General features: G+C 33.7%; 29 protein-coding genes. 6 read left to right on the top strand and 23 right to left on the bottom strand.

Features of this window, described 5'->3' with window-relative positions:
- Positions 1-35: 35 nt before the first annotated feature.
- The 14 genes from MFLO_RS03860 to MFLO_RS03800 all read right to left on the bottom strand — a co-directional run bounded on the left by MFLO_RS03860 (position 36) and on the right by MFLO_RS03800 (position 7146).
- Complete coding sequence (locus MFLO_RS03860) at positions 36-236, bottom strand: hypothetical protein (RefSeq protein WP_036096518.1); 201 nt, start codon at positions 234-236, stop codon at positions 36-38.
- Positions 237-240: 4 nt separating this feature from the next.
- Positions 241-552: a hypothetical protein gene (locus MFLO_RS03855; RefSeq protein ID WP_036096517.1), complete on the bottom strand. Its 312-nt coding sequence runs from the start codon at positions 550-552 to the stop codon at positions 241-243.
- A 15-nt stretch (positions 553-567) separates the two neighbouring features.
- The gene (locus tag MFLO_RS03850; protein ID WP_036096515.1) at positions 568-897 is read right to left on the bottom strand and encodes a hypothetical protein; all 330 of its coding nucleotides are present in this window, start codon (positions 895-897) and stop codon (positions 568-570) included.
- Positions 898-1161: 264 nt separating this feature from the next.
- Complete coding sequence (locus tag MFLO_RS03845) at positions 1162-2085, bottom strand: replication initiation factor domain-containing protein (RefSeq protein ID WP_051993490.1); 924 nt, start codon at positions 2083-2085, stop codon at positions 1162-1164.
- Complete coding sequence (locus tag MFLO_RS17150; protein WP_162148134.1) at positions 2039-2212, bottom strand: hypothetical protein; 174 nt, start codon at positions 2210-2212, stop codon at positions 2039-2041. Before MFLO_RS17150 ends, MFLO_RS03845 begins: the two co-directional genes overlap by 47 nt.
- A gap of 182 nt (positions 2213-2394) precedes the next feature.
- Positions 2395-3573 carry an FtsK/SpoIIIE domain-containing protein gene (locus MFLO_RS03840; protein WP_241433532.1) on the bottom strand — a complete coding sequence of 393 codons (1179 nt, stop codon included), beginning with the start codon at positions 3571-3573 and terminating at the stop codon, positions 2395-2397.
- A 250-nt stretch (positions 3574-3823) separates the two neighbouring features.
- On the bottom strand, positions 3824-4228 hold the full coding sequence (locus MFLO_RS03835; protein ID WP_036096514.1) for a DUF961 family protein: 405 nt from the start codon (positions 4226-4228) through the stop codon (positions 3824-3826).
- Between the two features lie 28 nt (positions 4229-4256).
- A complete protein-coding gene (locus MFLO_RS03830) occupies positions 4257-4568 on the bottom strand; it encodes a DUF961 family protein (RefSeq protein WP_036096512.1) in 312 nt (103 codons plus the stop codon).
- 117 nt (positions 4569-4685) lie between these two features.
- Positions 4686-4976 carry a hypothetical protein gene (locus MFLO_RS03825; RefSeq protein WP_036096511.1) on the bottom strand — a complete coding sequence of 97 codons (291 nt, stop codon included), beginning with the start codon at positions 4974-4976 and terminating at the stop codon, positions 4686-4688.
- Between the two features lie 33 nt (positions 4977-5009).
- A complete protein-coding gene (locus MFLO_RS03820; protein WP_036096509.1) occupies positions 5010-5309 on the bottom strand; it encodes a hypothetical protein in 300 nt (99 codons plus the stop codon).
- A gap of 45 nt (positions 5310-5354) precedes the next feature.
- Positions 5355-5627 (bottom strand): hypothetical protein, encoded by a 273-nt coding sequence (locus MFLO_RS03815; protein ID WP_036096507.1) that lies wholly within the window; start codon positions 5625-5627, stop codon positions 5355-5357.
- Positions 5628-5681: 54 nt separating this feature from the next.
- The gene (locus MFLO_RS03810; RefSeq protein ID WP_036096506.1) at positions 5682-6191 is read right to left on the bottom strand and encodes an antirestriction protein ArdA; all 510 of its coding nucleotides are present in this window, start codon (positions 6189-6191) and stop codon (positions 5682-5684) included.
- 510 nt (positions 6192-6701) lie between these two features.
- Positions 6702-6935 carry a hypothetical protein gene (locus tag MFLO_RS03805; RefSeq protein WP_036096504.1) on the bottom strand — a complete coding sequence of 78 codons (234 nt, stop codon included), beginning with the start codon at positions 6933-6935 and terminating at the stop codon, positions 6702-6704.
- On the bottom strand, positions 6916-7146 hold the full coding sequence (locus MFLO_RS03800; RefSeq protein WP_036096502.1) for a hypothetical protein: 231 nt from the start codon (positions 7144-7146) through the stop codon (positions 6916-6918). The genes MFLO_RS03805 and MFLO_RS03800 overlap by 20 nt, the downstream gene beginning before the upstream one ends.
- A 245-nt stretch (positions 7147-7391) precedes the next feature.
- Here MFLO_RS03800 and MFLO_RS03795 point away from each other — a divergent pair, with 245 nt between their 5' ends.
- Positions 7392-7739: a helix-turn-helix domain-containing protein gene (locus MFLO_RS03795; protein ID WP_036096500.1), complete on the top strand. Its 348-nt coding sequence runs from the start codon at positions 7392-7394 to the stop codon at positions 7737-7739.
- A gap of 27 nt (positions 7740-7766) precedes the next feature.
- Here MFLO_RS03795 and MFLO_RS15545 read toward each other — a convergent pair whose 3' ends face one another.
- Positions 7767-7940, bottom strand: a complete 174-nt coding sequence (locus tag MFLO_RS15545; protein ID WP_156065826.1) for a hypothetical protein — start codon at positions 7938-7940, stop codon at positions 7767-7769.
- Between the two features lie 221 nt (positions 7941-8161).
- On the opposite strand from MFLO_RS15545, the gene MFLO_RS03790 reads away from it, so the two are divergent.
- From MFLO_RS03790 to MFLO_RS17145, 5 genes are all read left to right on the top strand, one after another.
- On the top strand, positions 8162-8557 hold the full coding sequence (locus MFLO_RS03790; RefSeq protein WP_036096499.1) for a helix-turn-helix domain-containing protein: 396 nt from the start codon (positions 8162-8164) through the stop codon (positions 8555-8557).
- The gene (locus MFLO_RS03785) at positions 8530-9039 is read left to right on the top strand and encodes an Rgg family transcriptional regulator (RefSeq protein WP_338151500.1); all 510 of its coding nucleotides are present in this window, start codon (positions 8530-8532) and stop codon (positions 9037-9039) included. The genes MFLO_RS03790 and MFLO_RS03785 overlap by 28 nt, the downstream gene beginning before the upstream one ends.
- Positions 9039-9368: a restriction endonuclease gene (locus MFLO_RS03780; protein WP_036096495.1), complete on the top strand. Its 330-nt coding sequence runs from the start codon at positions 9039-9041 to the stop codon at positions 9366-9368. Before MFLO_RS03785 ends, MFLO_RS03780 begins: the two co-directional genes overlap by 1 nt.
- A 360-nt stretch (positions 9369-9728) precedes the next feature.
- Entirely contained in the window at positions 9729-10613 is an 885-nt protein-coding gene (locus MFLO_RS03775; protein ID WP_206538302.1) for a tyrosine-type recombinase/integrase, read from the top strand.
- An 11-nt stretch (positions 10614-10624) separates the two neighbouring features.
- Entirely contained in the window at positions 10625-10846 is a 222-nt protein-coding gene (locus MFLO_RS17145; RefSeq protein WP_206538309.1) for a tyrosine-type recombinase/integrase, read from the top strand.
- 480 nt (positions 10847-11326) lie between these two features.
- Here MFLO_RS17145 and MFLO_RS03765 read toward each other — a convergent pair whose 3' ends face one another.
- The 8 genes from MFLO_RS03765 to MFLO_RS03730 all read right to left on the bottom strand — a co-directional run.
- Entirely contained in the window at positions 11327-11845 is a 519-nt protein-coding gene (locus tag MFLO_RS03765; RefSeq protein WP_036096491.1) for a helix-turn-helix domain-containing protein, read from the bottom strand.
- A 103-nt stretch (positions 11846-11948) separates the two neighbouring features.
- The gene (locus MFLO_RS03760; protein WP_036096490.1) at positions 11949-12233 is read right to left on the bottom strand and encodes a hypothetical protein; all 285 of its coding nucleotides are present in this window, start codon (positions 12231-12233) and stop codon (positions 11949-11951) included.
- A 153-nt stretch (positions 12234-12386) separates the two neighbouring features.
- Positions 12387-12644: a hypothetical protein gene (locus MFLO_RS16255; protein ID WP_241433531.1), complete on the bottom strand. Its 258-nt coding sequence runs from the start codon at positions 12642-12644 to the stop codon at positions 12387-12389.
- Positions 12604-12999, bottom strand: coding sequence for a hypothetical protein (locus tag MFLO_RS16250; protein ID WP_241433530.1), 396 nt, complete (start codon positions 12997-12999; stop codon positions 12604-12606). Before MFLO_RS16250 ends, MFLO_RS16255 begins: the two co-directional genes overlap by 41 nt.
- A gap of 3 nt (positions 13000-13002) precedes the next feature.
- A complete protein-coding gene (locus tag MFLO_RS03750) occupies positions 13003-13188 on the bottom strand; it encodes a hypothetical protein (RefSeq protein ID WP_036096489.1) in 186 nt (61 codons plus the stop codon).
- Positions 13189-13474: 286 nt separating this feature from the next.
- Complete coding sequence (locus tag MFLO_RS15010; protein WP_077913150.1) at positions 13475-14425, bottom strand: N-acetylmuramoyl-L-alanine amidase; 951 nt, start codon at positions 14423-14425, stop codon at positions 13475-13477.
- A complete protein-coding gene (locus MFLO_RS03735; protein WP_036096487.1) occupies positions 14426-14707 on the bottom strand; it encodes a phage holin in 282 nt (93 codons plus the stop codon).
- 14 nt (positions 14708-14721) lie between these two features.
- A partial coding sequence (locus MFLO_RS03730; protein WP_036096485.1) for a hypothetical protein occupies positions 14722-14984 on the bottom strand: 263 nt, incomplete at its 5' end.

Raw genomic sequence — 14984 nt, 5'->3', positions numbered from 1 at the left:
GTCGGTGATCGTATACGCATCCCAATCATTCCTTTCTAAACATAGAATTTAATGTAGTCTCGATCATTTTTATAGGTTTTTTGTTCAGCTTCACTTAAATTGGTTGCCTCAACAGCTTTTCCCTCACCAACCATTTCACCTAACTTCTGTTTTAATGGGGCAAATAACAAATGGTCTAAATCTTTTAAATAACCACGTTTTAAGTAGAAAACTTGCCCTCTTTTAAAGCTATCCATCTTTTCACCTCACCTTCACTTTTTCATGTTCCAAAAACTCCAAATATTTCTTTACTCGGTAGAAAACTTCAACAAACGAACGATTCTTCATATACACTTTCAAACCTGCCATCCGGCCATCTTTTCTTTCATAACGCGCTTTATAAAATGTATACAAATAAGAGCCGCTCGTTTTATGAAATCCACCTCGAACAGCATGTACGGGTTCGCCTTCTACAACCAACATTGTTTTGCGACCGATCTCTCGAACAAAAAGGGTATATGGAATTCCAACCAAAAAACCAATGCTTTCCATTTCGGAATTGACACTTTTCATCTTCAATCCTCCGATCTAAACGATGAGTTCTTTCAATCGACTTCTTAAAGCCTCATTTAATAAAACTTTGCACTTCCCTTGAAATTCTTCTTCCTCACGCCAACCCTTATTTTTAAAATAGTTATTTACAAACAAATGGATTCGTTCTTGATAGCTATCCAAAAAGCTTTCTTGTAAGCTTTCTACATAAGTCAATAATGAACTTAGGCTCATTCCTTGCTCCACAATTAGAGAAGCCACACTTTCAGCCCAAACACGCCTGACATTTCTCAACTCTCTATCAAGTGCCTGCAAAAACACCTCAACCAGTTTCTCGGATTCAACCAAGCGCATTGTTGTATTCATCATGATCTCCTCGTTTTTTTTATGAGTTGAAATGCCATCGAACCAACACCATAAAGTATCATAATCAATACAAAACTAAAGCCCACAAGACCAAAAGCCATAGTAAGCGAAAGTAAATAAGCTAAATAGATAACCAGAACGATCACGCTTGACCAAACTATAAATGTATTCAGTTGTCTAAAAGTTTTTTTTCATTCCAGCACTTCCTTTTTAAGACATAAAAAAAGAACAGTTCACTTAACTGTTTCTTTTCTTGTCTCTGCTCTATATCATTTCTTGGTTTTTAGCACTCTTTTCTGAAATAAAATCTTGAAAATTGGTCGTAAAAACTTGTAACATGTGTTGTTGCTTCGGCGACAAATCAGAACGATTAATAATATCTTCAATGGTCGAATCGCGCCCTAAAGTGTCATCAGCAATCTGAACCATTCTGATCGTGGCACCTGCTTGCGATCGAAGCCAATTTTCAGATCGCGTATAGAAATCTTTGTTTGGAGTAACTTTTAGCTTCAACTGATCAACATCATCCACTAATTGATGCCAACCATCGACTAATTTTCGCAACTTTTTCTTTTGACCTCTAATGGTATCTAAATAGACAAATTGTAAGTACTCTTTTAATATTCCCCGACCCACAAAAGAAATCTCCTGCTGATTTAATAATTCTTTTACAGCTAACATCGCTTTTTCATCTATTAACCGAACTTCATAACGATTCCACAACCCAATATTTTCCACCGGAATTTTGTGTTTTTTGGCTTGCTCATAATTTTTTTGATAAAAAGTGAAATAGACATTACTCTTTTTAGAGCCGTAATAAATCGTAACTCCTTCATGTTCGCCGGAAGCAATGTTACCCTGACCGTTAAAGTCATACGTATTAAATTTTGATTGAACGTAGCCTTTATGCGTAAATTCGAGTGCATCCGGAATGTCAATGTATCCTTCGATGTCGTCAATCGCTATATCTAAACGCGTAACTTTTCCATTTTGATGAAGCACAAATTCAAGAAAACTAAACCAGCTTTTCTGTTGCATTTCCAAAACCGCTTCAAATTGGCGACATCCCTGACCCGCCAACTCAATCATCACCCCACGTTCATCCAAATTCACAGAACGATAAACTCGGATTTGATCAAGTTCATATTTTTCGACATAGCCGTATTTTCGAGTAGGCGCATTCAGCATATATTCTTTTTTTTAAACCCATCACTTCCTCAATCACACGATCAACATCATGGGTTTTGAAGGTTATTCGAATATAATCAATACAGGCACTCAGTGCCTCTTTTGGAAAGCCACTTAAAAATGTCACGTTTTTTTTACCTCCTAAACGTTACGGGTGCAACGTTTTTTACAGTTTCATTGTCATTTTCTACCCCCCTGTTAGTAAGCGGGGGTTTTGAGTTTTTTGGTGCTGACGTTAGCTCTGCCGTTCAGCGCTTTTGGGCGCTGTAACGCCAGCACCAAAAAAACTAGATATGAATAGACATATAATCACTCCTTACTTATTTTTTTAAATTCATCCATAAAATCAAAATCAGATGGTACAAAAGGGCTATAGAACTCTGAGATCACACCTTTTCCAGCATCAACATAGCCAAAACCCATGATTTCTTTTTGCATAAATTTTTTGTTAGTATCTCCAAACATCATCGAGTATCCAGTCTCACTATTTCGTCCAAGAGCAAGCCTAAAATGAAACTGATCTCGAATACCATCAGCAAGGTACTTCGCATCCGGTCTTTGAAGCCCCAAAATGATAAAGAAACCTGCTTGTCGCCCTAACATAATAATTTGCTTCATGTCAGACATCACTTTGCTTTGTTCGGAATACTCCAGCATTTCCATAAAAGCGACAAACTCATCAAAAATTAAAAATTGAGGACGTAAGCCAAAATGTCGATAATTATGCCCTGTTTCATAAGTAGGTAGTTGTTTCATATCCTCTGACCTTTGTAACATTTCTTCCTTAAACTCACGTATAGCTTTTAGTATGCCGCCCTTTTTACTAGAAACATAAGGAAAAATACCTTCTAAATCTGCTAAATCCGCATTTTTGGGATCAATGATTTTTAAATCTTCTTTTTCAGATTCACCACGAATCAAGCCCAAAATAAGGGAAAGAATAACATAAGACTTCCCTGCGCCTGTTCCTCCGGATATCAACATGTGAGGCAATTTATCAAAATTCCATTCAACACGTTTCATTAAATTAATGCGACCGTTTTGAGACAATACATCCTGAATCATGATACGATCTCTTGAAATCGCATAAATAAATTGATAACAAACATAGCCTTCTTCCATTTCTTGTTTTACTAGCTCACTAAAAAAAGAAAGCTCTAAAGTTTTCGCTACGTCTAAAAATTGATCTTGAAATTTCATTCCGTCTAAAGGAAACCGCACATACAAATAATCATTTTTCAGTTGAAAATAGACCCGTGGAAAATATTGATTTTTTTCCTTAGAAACGGTTTTCGTGGTATTGTGATTATCGAATTGAAACATACTTAACCAATTCTCTTTTTCTTTAGAAACAGTTTCCATCTGATACCACCCACGATCAATAATAAATCGAGCCAATGTTTGACGAAGTCTTAATACTGTATATCGTTCATAAAAAATAACTTTTAAGCTAAATAATAACAATGCCGTAACGCCTAAAGATGTCATAAGCAAGAGAGCTACGCGCAACCAGTCTATGGATAAAAAAATACTCTTTTATGCCATCCAAATTGAGAACCAAAGGAAATGAAGGAAGTACCTTAAAAACCCACAGGAATAAACTTAAAACCAATAAAAAAGTAGGTATCCCAATTGAAATACCTACTTGACGTAATAGATTTTTTGTTCGATATCGGATTCTTTTTCCTCGATAACGAAAGACATATTTCTTGATGAAAGATTTCATTTTTCACCCCTGTTAAGCCTTCTGAGCTTGTTTTTTATCATCCGAAGGTTTATTTGCATTTTGATTAGCCGTTTCTATGGGTTTAATGGCTTCTGCCTGTACTTTGAACTGCACAACATTGTTTCTCGATAAGCTAAATGTAGTGTATGGACTAAGTTGAACCCCCTCCAGAACAACTTCCTTTTTATAACCAATTTCTTGTTTTTCTAATGTAGGTGGAAGAAAAACAACCAACACATCATTCAAATTTTCACTGAAAACTCCTGCACGTACAGCATCGACTTCTCCAGTATATTCCCCGTCCTCTGTTTTTAAACGATCATCTTCATATCCTAAAAATTCTAGTTTCCCTAACGTTTTCTGAACATCCAAACGATCTTCGGTAAGTGGGTTTTGTTTGTTTATTTTAATTGCCATTTTTTCCTCTCCTTTATTTTTAGTTTTTTTATGCCGGAACAATATTATCTGCGACCACAATCCAATTAATAATAGAGCCATTTTGACTTCGAGTAGCCATTCCACGAATAACAGGATTGACCAGTTTAACAGCTGTCCCTGATTCAAATGCTTGAACAATTACATCACTTGGAACATGTACATTTAAACCGCCAACTTGGTTTTGTCCCATCAACTTATAGCAAAAATGCGTTGTTTTTTGATTTTGTCGATTTCCTTCTACCAAATCTTCCATTTCATTTCGACCTAAAAATTCTAGATTTTTAAACTCAGAATCTTTAAAATAAATATCTTGTAACATAGTATAAAACTCTCCTTTTCATTCATTTTTTTTAAGCAAACAAAAAAGCATAGTTCTTTGTATAAAAACTATGCTTTCCGTATTTATAATCAAAACATATTAAATTTCACAGGAATATTATTCCGGACTAATCCTAAATCTCACAACCACAGTTTCATTGTCAATAATTTCTACCAACTCAAAAACAGCGCATGTTTCATAATAAGTCAAATTATCTAAAAGAACGTATATTTCCTCTCCTCGTTTTAGCGAATCCAAATTTTCTCGTAAGGTTGAGACGATTTCGTCAAAAGTCAGGATTTTATCTCGTGGTAATTCGCGACCATATTCTACAGCAGATAAATAAGATTGTCGACTCTCTTCTAGACAATTCAATAACTTAGACATATTTTCAATATCAATATGCAAGACAATCACCCTCTTTCAAGGATTTTAACTTCTTTATAATGTTACTAGCTCAAAAACGACATAAATTTCGTTTTCATCGGATTCTTCTAAAGGTCTAAACACAAGCTTATCGTTTAGATTAGCAACCGGAATAGAGATTGTTATGTCCATAGAAGACCCTTCGTCTAACGTAATCGTATTATCCTCTAACCAATCCTTAAGATCACTAAGCGTTAAAACTTCAAGCTCTCCTGGATCAGCCGCTCCTTGTCTTAAAACATGTAAGCACGTTCGATCATAATTCACCAGATATTCTTCCAAATAATCCCGATTCGTCAAAATAATTTTTTTCATACCGTACACCTCATTTTATTGTGTTTTATTTAGATTTCTCTGCACCTAAATACTATTCATTTGTTCACAGTGGCATGGAAACAGTTTGACTTCTACGCTATAATCCCTCATCGTTTCATGAATATCAAACGCATATAACATAGTTTTTCCGTTTTTTAAGTCCTCTATCGTAACAGAAATTCTTGGATTACTTACATCACTTTCTATACAACCTTGAATTAAATCCAACAAAAAATCAAAACCAGTCTCTTTTATCAGCGTTCTAAAATTTTCATCTGAATCAAGAATAGCTGGATTTGTAAAAATTACATTTCTCATCCTATCACGCCCTATAAAGTATTCTATTGAACAAAGCCAATCTCAGTCTTACAGCTATCTAATCGCAACCCAAGCTCCCGAGTCTAATTGAGAATAGTCTCCTGATAGTTCTAAATCACGTCCATAAGCTGAATAATCAAAGTATGAAACCACGGCTTCAGGAACTCCAGATAACAAATCAAGTTCTTCTACAAGATATCGAGCTAAATCACTTCTTGTCATGGGCTCAATATATTCAATATTTTCGATATTCTCAAAAGCTTCTATCAAACTACCATAATAACCATCAAGAACAAGTTTATCCAGTTCATCTATACAAGGAAAATGACTATATTCTTCATAATAAGTAGCTATTTGATCGAACTCTTCAATGCTATAAAGTCTATCCATTCGAAGTGGTGATTCATAGTCTTCAATTAAATAATTATCCTCATCAATGACATGTTCATATTCATCGTTAAGAGCTAATGCCGATGCGAGTTTGTTATAATTTATCGGAACGTCAAACCAACCACTTTTTCCACTCTTAGAATTACGAATAAGTAAACGAAATTCTTTACTCATTTTTATACCTCCAAAGTGTTCATCCTGTTTTCATTTGCTACTATTTCTTTAGTAATTATTCGAAATTATAAAAATCGCTAGGTTCTGTATCCATTATCGCGCTTATCAACTATTTCAAGGTCTTCGCACTATTTAATTAGCGCTCGCATACAAAATAATCTAGTAGGCTTTAACTGCTTGCCAGCAGGACTGTTTTTGGCGACAGACAACCCGAGGTTTCTCATCCCCGTTTCCTTCCCTTAAGTCGGGACAACTCGAAATTTACACATGACAAACAAAATCAAATGCTCTATAATAAAAGTGTTCAGGTTTTATTAGAGCGTTCTTGATTCTATCAAGTGCGCTTTTCTTTTTGTCTAAATCTGTCACATTTAGACTTATGTAATTGTCAAAGAACAGATCTCACACATCCAAAATAACGGAGCATGTCATTTGTTTTGTACATTTTGTACCCTTAACTATGCTCTATTATCCTATAAGGCGGTATACACTCACGCCATGGACAAATCATTAAAGTGTTTTTAATTGATGGTGACTAACACCATAATGCTTACAAATTCGGCGCATGGATGCTCCCTTCGTAAGTAAAAGTTGAAGGTTTTCTTTTTCTAAAGGAAGGGTTAAATAATGTCGGATAACCATTTCTTTAAGAGCCATACTCATCCGAATATTCCAATCACCTTCCATTTTTCGCGCTAATGGAACTGCTTTCCGCATCATATCTTTAGTTTGTTTGTAGTTCATAATCTATACTCTCCTTCAACATCTTTTCTATATCTTCGACGTTTAGAAAATAACGTTCAGCAAAGTAATCTTTATTTATTTTACCTTGTATAGTTCTATAACCTTTGTCCCTTAATTCAGCATTTAATTCAGAAATAACCTTTTGAGACGCTGATTTTTTAAAACCCAAAATTATCCCTACTTCTTTGATCGTCAAAAAATTATTAAACACTTCATCACCTCGTTAATCAAAATCAAATTGACATAAAAGTATTATATATGGTACTATTTGATCATAGTTATAGACGCAATATTATCAGTTAAATCAATAGCTCCCAAGCAATTTATCATTAGATAATTTTAGCATCTATCTTCTAAATAGTAGCTTATGAACTTATAATAATTCATTTGAATACTTTTGTCAACAAAAATATTCAATATAATTCTTTTTGTTCATAAATAAGGAGATTTATTGTCATGGACTTATTTAATCGCATAAAAGAATTAGCAGAAGAACAACATATCTCACTAAAGGAACTAGGTATAAAATTAAATCTTGGCGAAAATGCTATTTACCAATGGAAAAAAAGAACACCAGGAATAGATAAAATCGAAAAAATTGCAGATTATTTTAATGTTTCTACTGATTACTTACTCGGTCGAACAAATGATAAACACTCACATATTTTCCCTTTAAACTCAGAACTTCTAGATGAGCTTGAAGCTAATTCAAACGCCCATAAAATTCTAGTTCAATTAAACTCATTAGATAAAGATACTTTGGACAAACTTGAACAGCTAATAAAAATTATCGAAAATAAATAGCCTCTAACAAATAGAGGCTAAAATATATCATCTAGACATTCTTCCATACATAAAGATTGCTATTTTCTTTGCATTTTCGTTAGAAATGTCTGTTTTTTTAAGAAATTGTAATATTTTTTCATCTTTTTCAGCTTGTTCGATTATACTAATAATCCTTTTATATTCACCATCTTCTTTTTTTACCATCTTTCTATTACGCATTAAGGATTCACCTCAAAAGTCTCTTGTAGTTTTTATACGTGAATATTAATAAACAAAGAAATGAAACTTGTCACAAATGGAATTGACATTAATGTAATCATAAAAAATTGATGCTTCTTTTTCATTTATATCCCCCCTTACTATATTAGAATTATTATAACAACAATTTCCAGAAAAAGTAAAAAAAATATCATATAGTAATATTATTGGAGTGATTCGTAATGAAAACAGTTGGAGAAACCATTAAAGAAATACGCAAAATGAAAAATTTACGGCAAAAGGATTTTTCTAATTTATCACAAGCATCAATAGCAAGTATAGAATCATCAAAGCGAAATGTGACTATTGATAAAGTACAGAGCTTTTTAGATGATATTCAAATGTCATTAAGGGAATTTGAATATATCAGAAACGATTATTGTTTATTACCATCCGATGAGTTGTTTTATGATTTTACAAGCGCAAAAAATTCAATTGATAGAATTTCTGGTACAAATCTCATAAAAAAAATTGATAAGCATCTGGAAAACAACCCAAAAGACTTTATAGCCTACTCATTGAGAGTAATCGAAGATGTTTTTTTTAAAAAATTAGCAAACAGAATACCTATCAAATAGAAAGTCCTGAATCCTTTGAAATCTGGAGTATACTATACAACCGACAGTCATGGACTTATCAGGAAATCTTTATAATGTCAAAATTATTTTACGTCTATCCTTTTGAAATAGCAGCAAAAGTCATAAAAAGAATTGAAAAAGAAATGGAAAAATATTTAGACTTTTTAAGAGAAGTTAATTTTGACTGCACATTTTATTTAAATGTAGGAAAGTATTTAATCCACAACAAGCAGCTTAATTCTGCCTACAATTATTTGAACAAAGCATTACCACTATGCAAAAAATACGACAAAGTTATTCTAGAAATTGATACTACTGCACATTTAGCTATTATTTCTTATCTATCGGGAGATGAAACTGCTGAAAAAATAATATATGAAAAAATTGATTTATTCAAAAGAATTGATAGATCAGTATTAGCTGATGATCTAAAAAACGATTGGGAATTATTCTTCAAAAATAAGAAAGGATGGGAAATATAATGAATAAAATATTAAAAACATTATTTAATAAAAATAAAAACACTTTTGAATTTGATGAAGAAGATATAAATATTTTTCTAAATCCACCTACAAAAAAAGACCCTCCATCCAATAAAAGATTCACAAATTTAATTGAACGGATTTACACTTCACAAGGTTTTTCATGCGAAATTGTTGAAGGAATAAACGATTGTGGTGCTGATATTATAGCTCGAAAAGATAATAAAGTTACAGCCATTCAAATTAAACATCATAATCCATTGAGTAAATCAAAAAACATTGGAGAATCAGTATTAAATAAACTTTTACAGGCAAAAAAAAATATATAGTGCTACTCATCTAGTTCTTATTACAACAACTTATTTTATACCTGCTACTAAAAATAAAGCTAACTCACTAGAAATCGAACTAATCGACAGAAAAAAAACTATTCAATCTTATTGCAAAATCATCTCCCGATTTCATAACAGCTCTTGCATATAGATATTCCATTAACAACTTTAAAAGTTGTCCAAACTGTAGAAAAGGGAAACTAATTGTCGAGCACTCAACTAAGCATAAAGATTATTATTATCGTTGTCTAAATTGCTCAAAAACAAGTTCAATCCCTAAACAAGATAATTGATTAAGAAAGAAGAGTGAATCAATCATGAGCATACGTAAAAGCAACAAGGGAACGTATACTGTCGATGTTTCAGGTGGTTTTGATCCAATCACAAAAAAAAAGAATTAAAAAGATAAAAAAAGGAATCTTAACCTACAAAGAAGCACTAAAATATGAAAAAGAAATTAGAGATCAAATACAACAAAATAAAATAGTTACAAGAACAAAAATTACGATCAATCAAATATGGAATCTTTACAAAATTGAAATTGAAGAACATCACAAAATAAGTTATATTAGCACTCAAACATATAATTATGGCGCTCACATTGAACCATATTTTAAAGAAATTGACATTCAAAAATTAAAACGAGAGCATATTAAAGACTTCCAAGAGTACTTATTGGCTCGAAAACTCAGTCCAAACACTACTAACAAAATAATTATTCTCCTAAAAAATATACTCGATATCGGAATTGAACAAAACTTGTTATCTACAAATCCTGTAGCAGGATTGAAAAAATTAACTATTGAGAAAAAGAAAATGGATTTTTGGACTTTAGATGAATTTAAAACTTTCATTTCACTTATTGAAGATTCCGAACAGAATTACAAAACTTTCTTTTTAACCCTATACTTTACTGGTATGAGACTTGGTGAAATTCTTGCCTTGAATTGGAATGATATTGATTTTTCTACTTGCGAAATCAATGTCACAAAAACATTTCATATGCTAAAAGGGGAAGCCAAGTTCACAAGCCCAAAAACAAAATATTCTAACCGCCAAATCAGCATAAATAAATCTCTACTTAAGGAATTAAAAAAATGGAAGCTAGAACAAGATAAACTATTAAAAAAATATTTATTAACTCCAGATAATACTAACCAAGTATTTCAAGAAAGTCCACATTACATGACTAAAGACCATATATATAAAAAGTATAAAAAAAATTCTATCACGAGAACCTAATTTAAAAAAAAATACGAATACATGATTTTCGACATTCACATGTCGCATTACTCATCCACAATGGAGAAGACTATACTGTTATCAAAGAAAGGCTGGGACATTCTAGCATAACTACGACTATAGATATTTATTCACACTTATTCCCAAATAAGCAAAAATCCATTGCTGATAGATTAGAAGATTTTTTTTTAAAGTGGAAACTTTGTGGAAACTTTTGCCCAAAAATCATGTAACAAAAAGAAAATCCCAGCACTCTTAAAGTGTTGGGATTACTTCGATACCGGCGGCCGGGGTCGAACCGGCACGCCCTTAACGGGCACTGGATTTTGAGATTCACAAAACGAGTTTCTGACGGTTTCTGTGAATCTCTCTTGTTAATTGAACGTTGGTATTATGGGATTTGTTTTTCTCTCGTTTTCTACTAGTTTCTGACATTTTCTAAATCGTGATAGTCAAAATGATAGTCAAAAATCTATTTCAGTATTCTAAAAATCTTAGAGTTTGTGAAATATCCTCACTCTAAAAATACAATATCATCGACACTGAAAGTTTCGATATACTCATTAAAATGTTGTAACTGGACAATACCTGTCGTTACATTTAAGTAAACGGGTGCCAGTTTTTTATATTTAAGTAGCCTTTCATTCTGCCGCACATGAATTTCAACAGTTCTTTTGCGATCGATCGCAATCAACAACATAAAAATATAAAAATTAGTTCAAATTAAGAGTCTCTACTATAAACTGCTCTAAAGTGTCATTATCAGCTACAACCTTAACACCGTCAGTGTCATCAAGAATATACTCTTCTTCTCCATCATAGGCTTTAAAGTATGTTTTTAGAGCTTGAACTTCATCGTCTGCCAAGTAGACGTTTTTAATTTTGTCTTTTGGAACTTGATGACTTTGATCATATTCTACAAAAATATTATTCGGGTCATCCATGTCTTGATAGACATCTATTCTTGAAAACTCACCCATAAAGGCTAATTTGTTTGCATTTTTCCTTTTGTTAAACTTCTGTTGAATAGACATATTTATTTCCTCCTCTTCTTTCTCTTCGATTAAAATATTAATAGCCTCGGCCAATTGTTCAGCATACTTTCCTAGCCAAGAATAACGACCTGATTTCCAACTTTCGATTGTTCTTTGATTAATACCCGTCTTTTCGGACAATTCGCGAGCCGTCATGGCTTTTAAGTATGAATCAATCTGTTCTGTATCAATAATCATGTTTAACCTCCTATTTTTTTGATGACCGATAAAATGGTAGCGATAGTTTCTACGTTAGACTCGTCAACTTCTTGCTCTTGACCTTTATACCAAAACTGAATACCTACTTGTTCTTTGATTTCTGCCAATAGCTTCTCATTCTTCTTAGACTTTTTTGTTTTTTGATTGTACGATACAACGCTGATTTTGTCATGTCGATAAGAGTTCCTAGCGGTCGTTCGTCCTTTTTAACATCGTCGCAAGCGAGTAGGTAGTCAATCAATCTACTAGCATCTGATTTTGACAAGTCCATGCCGCTGCGGTGCGCTTGGATAAGCGTGTCATTAGGTTCATACTCTTTCTTTTTCATGAGGCTATCAATAAATTGTTCTTGTTTTTCAGTCATCATTATTACCAACTCCTTGTTTGTATCTTTCTATATTTATATTATACGAGCGTTCTCGTATAAAATCAAGGGTTCTAAACAAAAAAAATAACCTTGTCCAAAATGGACAAGGTGTAGAGGATAGACCAGCAACGAGGATAATATTCCAAAAATTCTTTACAGAATATGTTCTATTTTCTTAACAAAAACCGCCAACTTATTAGGAGTCTCATAATCTTTAATCAATGCAAATCCATTATTTATGTAAAATTGAATAACTTTAGGATTATTCTCGCACTCCAAATATAAAATACGACCTCCAACAAGCATATGTATCTTTCTAATAGTCCTATAAACAAGTTCTAATAACTCTTTCCCAGAAACGGCATTTGCTTCACGTGCAATACTCGAATAGTTTTTTCCTAATTGTCCCAATAAAAAAACCTGTAGTCTGATAGTTTTCTAAATCAGACCTTACACCGAAACTCATCAAGCGCTTCTTCATTGAGCTCCCAAGCTTCTGAAAATGCCTTTTTGGAACTACTAAAGATTTTGGAGACAGCGAAAAATAGCCTGCAATAAATGGAACTCCTTTGTAACTCGACATTACTAAATATGTTTTTGCCAAACCAATTCTTTCAAATTCAATTGCTTTATCGTGAAGAAAGGTTTCTACATCCTTCGCTCCACTTGATTGATTATTACAAGAAAAAGAGGAGAGAAATTTCTTTACCTCCTCTTCTTCCTGAGTCTCTACTAAATCCGTTAAATTGATTAATTCTAATCCCATATTCTATTTTCCTTTATTCTGCGAGAAGAACGACTCCATCATCCGATCTAACTCTTCTTTTTTATTAACATCTCTAACTGGTTTTTTTATCTCTAAATCTACTCTCCTAGAATTATCAACAGCATTTGCAAGTTTATTTCCAGCTTTTGTGTTTAACTTAAATTCTGTGTAGAAGCTTTTTGTAGCCATAACACAACACCTCTCCATTTCTATTCTATGTTACTCGAAATTCAGTAACACGTAGACAGTATTATCAGCATGCTAAAACATAAAATACGCAAACAAAATGTCTTTAAAATATTTGATTATCGTTTAGGAATTTTTCCATTCCTGAATCACACAAAAAAATGAACTTTTAAATACTGTTAATACTAATATACCCTTTTTCTTTGAAAAGTATTATGAACAAATTGTAATAATTTATCTCTTATGTTATCAAAAAATAACCCCGCCCAAAATGGACGAGGTATAGAATCTATTTCAACCAATAATTAGCCGTATAAAATACTTTCTTCTGCTTCGAAAAGTATGCTGATTTCATACCAGCCCGTTCTGGATAGTGCTTCAATTTTGTGCCGACTTTATACGTTAGAACTTCGCCTCCGTTTAAACTTTCGTTATCCCAAAAGATCGCGAAGGCTTGAACCGTAGCAGAAATACGCCCCTTACTATCCGGCTTACTTAAATTCTTCAAAAATCCATGATAGATGAAGCCTAGCACCAATTTTCCATTTTTATCTGGCACGTAGGTTTTATACCAGTATTTGTTATGCTTATACACCTTAATTTTCGTTCCTGTTTTCCATTTACGAAGCGGCGATTGCCCTTTAAACTGCGGTTTAGGCATCAAGGGGGCAATATCTTGGACAGTCGCGGCAATGGCATTCGGATTCACGATAGCGCCGGAGCCTGCGCTCTTCAAGTCTTTTTCAAATTGATCTCTACTAATACCCCACTTCAACAAATAGCCATAGGGGTCTGTATGTGTTGTTCCTCCAAGATTAGCTCGCACCCAGTCATGAGATTTAATGCCCTTATCGCTTGCTTTTCTACCCTCATCTAAGTTAATTGGAATGCCTGCTTGTTTCGCCAAATCGACTAATAGCTGACAATAAGCCGCATAATCCTTCAAGAATGTAGCTTTGTCATTTGTACGGCATAATTCAACTTGTGCATACGCATACCCATTTCCTTTAGCACCGCACCCCCAACTTACAAAACCAACTGGAGCGACTTGTACCACTCGACCGCCCCCACCAACAAAATGCGTCACAAAAGCGTTTTGCCAGTTTTTGGACATATAAGCCACTTCGTTATCAATCGTCGATTTATCGTTCGCGGTTTCATGCGCCACAATAAAATTAGAGGCTTTTAGTTTGGTTTTTGGCAATCCGCTAATTAGCTTCTTTTCTACTTTGTAGCTCATTTATTCGTCCTCCTTGTTCGGTTTGTCATACGTTAATGCCCGCCTACTATCTCCGAAGCTATCCGTAGTAGGGTCAACGTAGTTCGCTACCAAAGCGGCGAGGACTGCAATAATCGCCGACGGCTTACTTAAAAACGTTACAAAGGCTTGCCACGTCTGCCCCCAACTGTCAAGGTCTGAAACCTGAAAGCCCCCAGAAGCCCAAACAATAGACAAAAAAGTAATAGCGCCTAAAACCCATGTGCGCCAGTTTTTAAAACGTACTTTCCAATTGATTTTCATATCTCAACACTCCTTCACTGTTTTAACTCTTTAATGTCGTCCTCGATATAGTCAAGACGTTTATCTATCACCAAAAAATGACCGTCATGTTTATCGATTCTTTTTGCCGCGCGCGAAACGCGATCATGCAAAAGCTTGCGGTCAGCACTGCTTTCTTCTAACTGCTTCGTTAAATTGTTCATGCTGTCCGTCAAGGGCTTTACAACAATCCGTTGAAACATCCATGCCAAGCCTCCGAATAAGCTAACTGTTATGCTCAAAATAGCCGCCCATTCGG

This window comes from Listeria floridensis FSL S10-1187, from assembly GCF_000525875.1.
Taxonomy (GTDB): domain Bacteria; phylum Bacillota; class Bacilli; order Lactobacillales; family Listeriaceae; genus Listeria; species Listeria floridensis.
Note: the sequence above shows the minus strand (reverse complement) of the source record. Positions and strands in the feature narration are given on the sequence as shown.

What these genes read in the sequence shown, in the direction of transcription:
- MFLO_RS03860 (WP_036096518.1), bottom strand. Translation starts at nt 236, where the DNA reads ATGGATAGCTTTAAAAGAGGGCAAGTTTTCTACTTAAAACGTGGTTAT.
- MFLO_RS03855 (WP_036096517.1), bottom strand. Translation starts at nt 552, where the DNA reads ATGAAAAGTGTCAATTCCGAAATGGAAAGCATTGGTTTTTTGGTTGGA.
- MFLO_RS03850 (WP_036096515.1), bottom strand. Translation starts at nt 897, where the DNA reads ATGAATACAACAATGCGCTTGGTTGAATCCGAGAAACTGGTTGAGGTG.
- MFLO_RS03845 (WP_051993490.1), bottom strand. Translation starts at nt 2,085, where the DNA reads ATGCTGAATGCGCCTACTCGAAAATACGGCTATGTCGAAAAATATGAA.
- MFLO_RS03840 (WP_241433532.1), bottom strand. Translation starts at nt 3,573, where the DNA reads ATGACATCTTTAGGCGTTACGGCATTGTTATTATTTAGCTTAAAAGTT.
- MFLO_RS03835 (WP_036096514.1), bottom strand. Translation starts at nt 4,228, where the DNA reads ATGGCAATTAAAATAAACAAACAAAACCCACTTACCGAAGATCGTTTG.
- MFLO_RS03830 (WP_036096512.1), bottom strand. Translation starts at nt 4,568, where the DNA reads ATGTTACAAGATATTTATTTTAAAGATTCTGAGTTTAAAAATCTAGAA.
- MFLO_RS03820 (WP_036096509.1), bottom strand. Translation starts at nt 5,309, where the DNA reads ATGAAAAAAATTATTTTGACGAATCGGGATTATTTGGAAGAATATCTG.
- MFLO_RS03815 (WP_036096507.1), bottom strand. Translation starts at nt 5,627, where the DNA reads ATGAGAAATGTAATTTTTACAAATCCAGCTATTCTTGATTCAGATGAA.
- MFLO_RS03810 (WP_036096506.1), bottom strand. Translation starts at nt 6,191, where the DNA reads ATGAGTAAAGAATTTCGTTTACTTATTCGTAATTCTAAGAGTGGAAAA.
- MFLO_RS03805 (WP_036096504.1), bottom strand. Translation starts at nt 6,935, where the DNA reads ATGAACTACAAACAAACTAAAGATATGATGCGGAAAGCAGTTCCATTA.
- MFLO_RS03795 (WP_036096500.1), top strand. Translation starts at nt 7,392, where the DNA reads ATGGACTTATTTAATCGCATAAAAGAATTAGCAGAAGAACAACATATC.
- MFLO_RS15545 (WP_156065826.1), bottom strand. Translation starts at nt 7,940, where the DNA reads ATGCGTAATAGAAAGATGGTAAAAAAAGAAGATGGTGAATATAAAAGG.
- MFLO_RS03790 (WP_036096499.1), top strand. Translation starts at nt 8,162, where the DNA reads ATGAAAACAGTTGGAGAAACCATTAAAGAAATACGCAAAATGAAAAAT.
- MFLO_RS03780 (WP_036096495.1), top strand. Translation starts at nt 9,039, where the DNA reads ATGAATAAAATATTAAAAACATTATTTAATAAAAATAAAAACACTTTT.
- MFLO_RS03775 (WP_206538302.1), top strand. Translation starts at nt 9,729, where the DNA reads ATGTTTCAGGTGGTTTTGATCCAATCACAAAAAAAAAGAATTAAAAAG.
- MFLO_RS03765 (WP_036096491.1), bottom strand. Translation starts at nt 11,845, where the DNA reads ATGATTATTGATACAGAACAGATTGATTCATACTTAAAAGCCATGACG.
- MFLO_RS03760 (WP_036096490.1), bottom strand. Translation starts at nt 12,233, where the DNA reads ATGATGACTGAAAAACAAGAACAATTTATTGATAGCCTCATGAAAAAG.
- MFLO_RS16250 (WP_241433530.1), bottom strand. Translation starts at nt 12,999, where the DNA reads ATGGGATTAGAATTAATCAATTTAACGGATTTAGTAGAGACTCAGGAA.
- MFLO_RS03750 (WP_036096489.1), bottom strand. Translation starts at nt 13,188, where the DNA reads ATGGCTACAAAAAGCTTCTACACAGAATTTAAGTTAAACACAAAAGCT.
- MFLO_RS15010 (WP_077913150.1), bottom strand. Translation starts at nt 14,425, where the DNA reads ATGAGCTACAAAGTAGAAAAGAAGCTAATTAGCGGATTGCCAAAAACC.
- MFLO_RS03735 (WP_036096487.1), bottom strand. Translation starts at nt 14,707, where the DNA reads ATGAAAATCAATTGGAAAGTACGTTTTAAAAACTGGCGCACATGGGTT.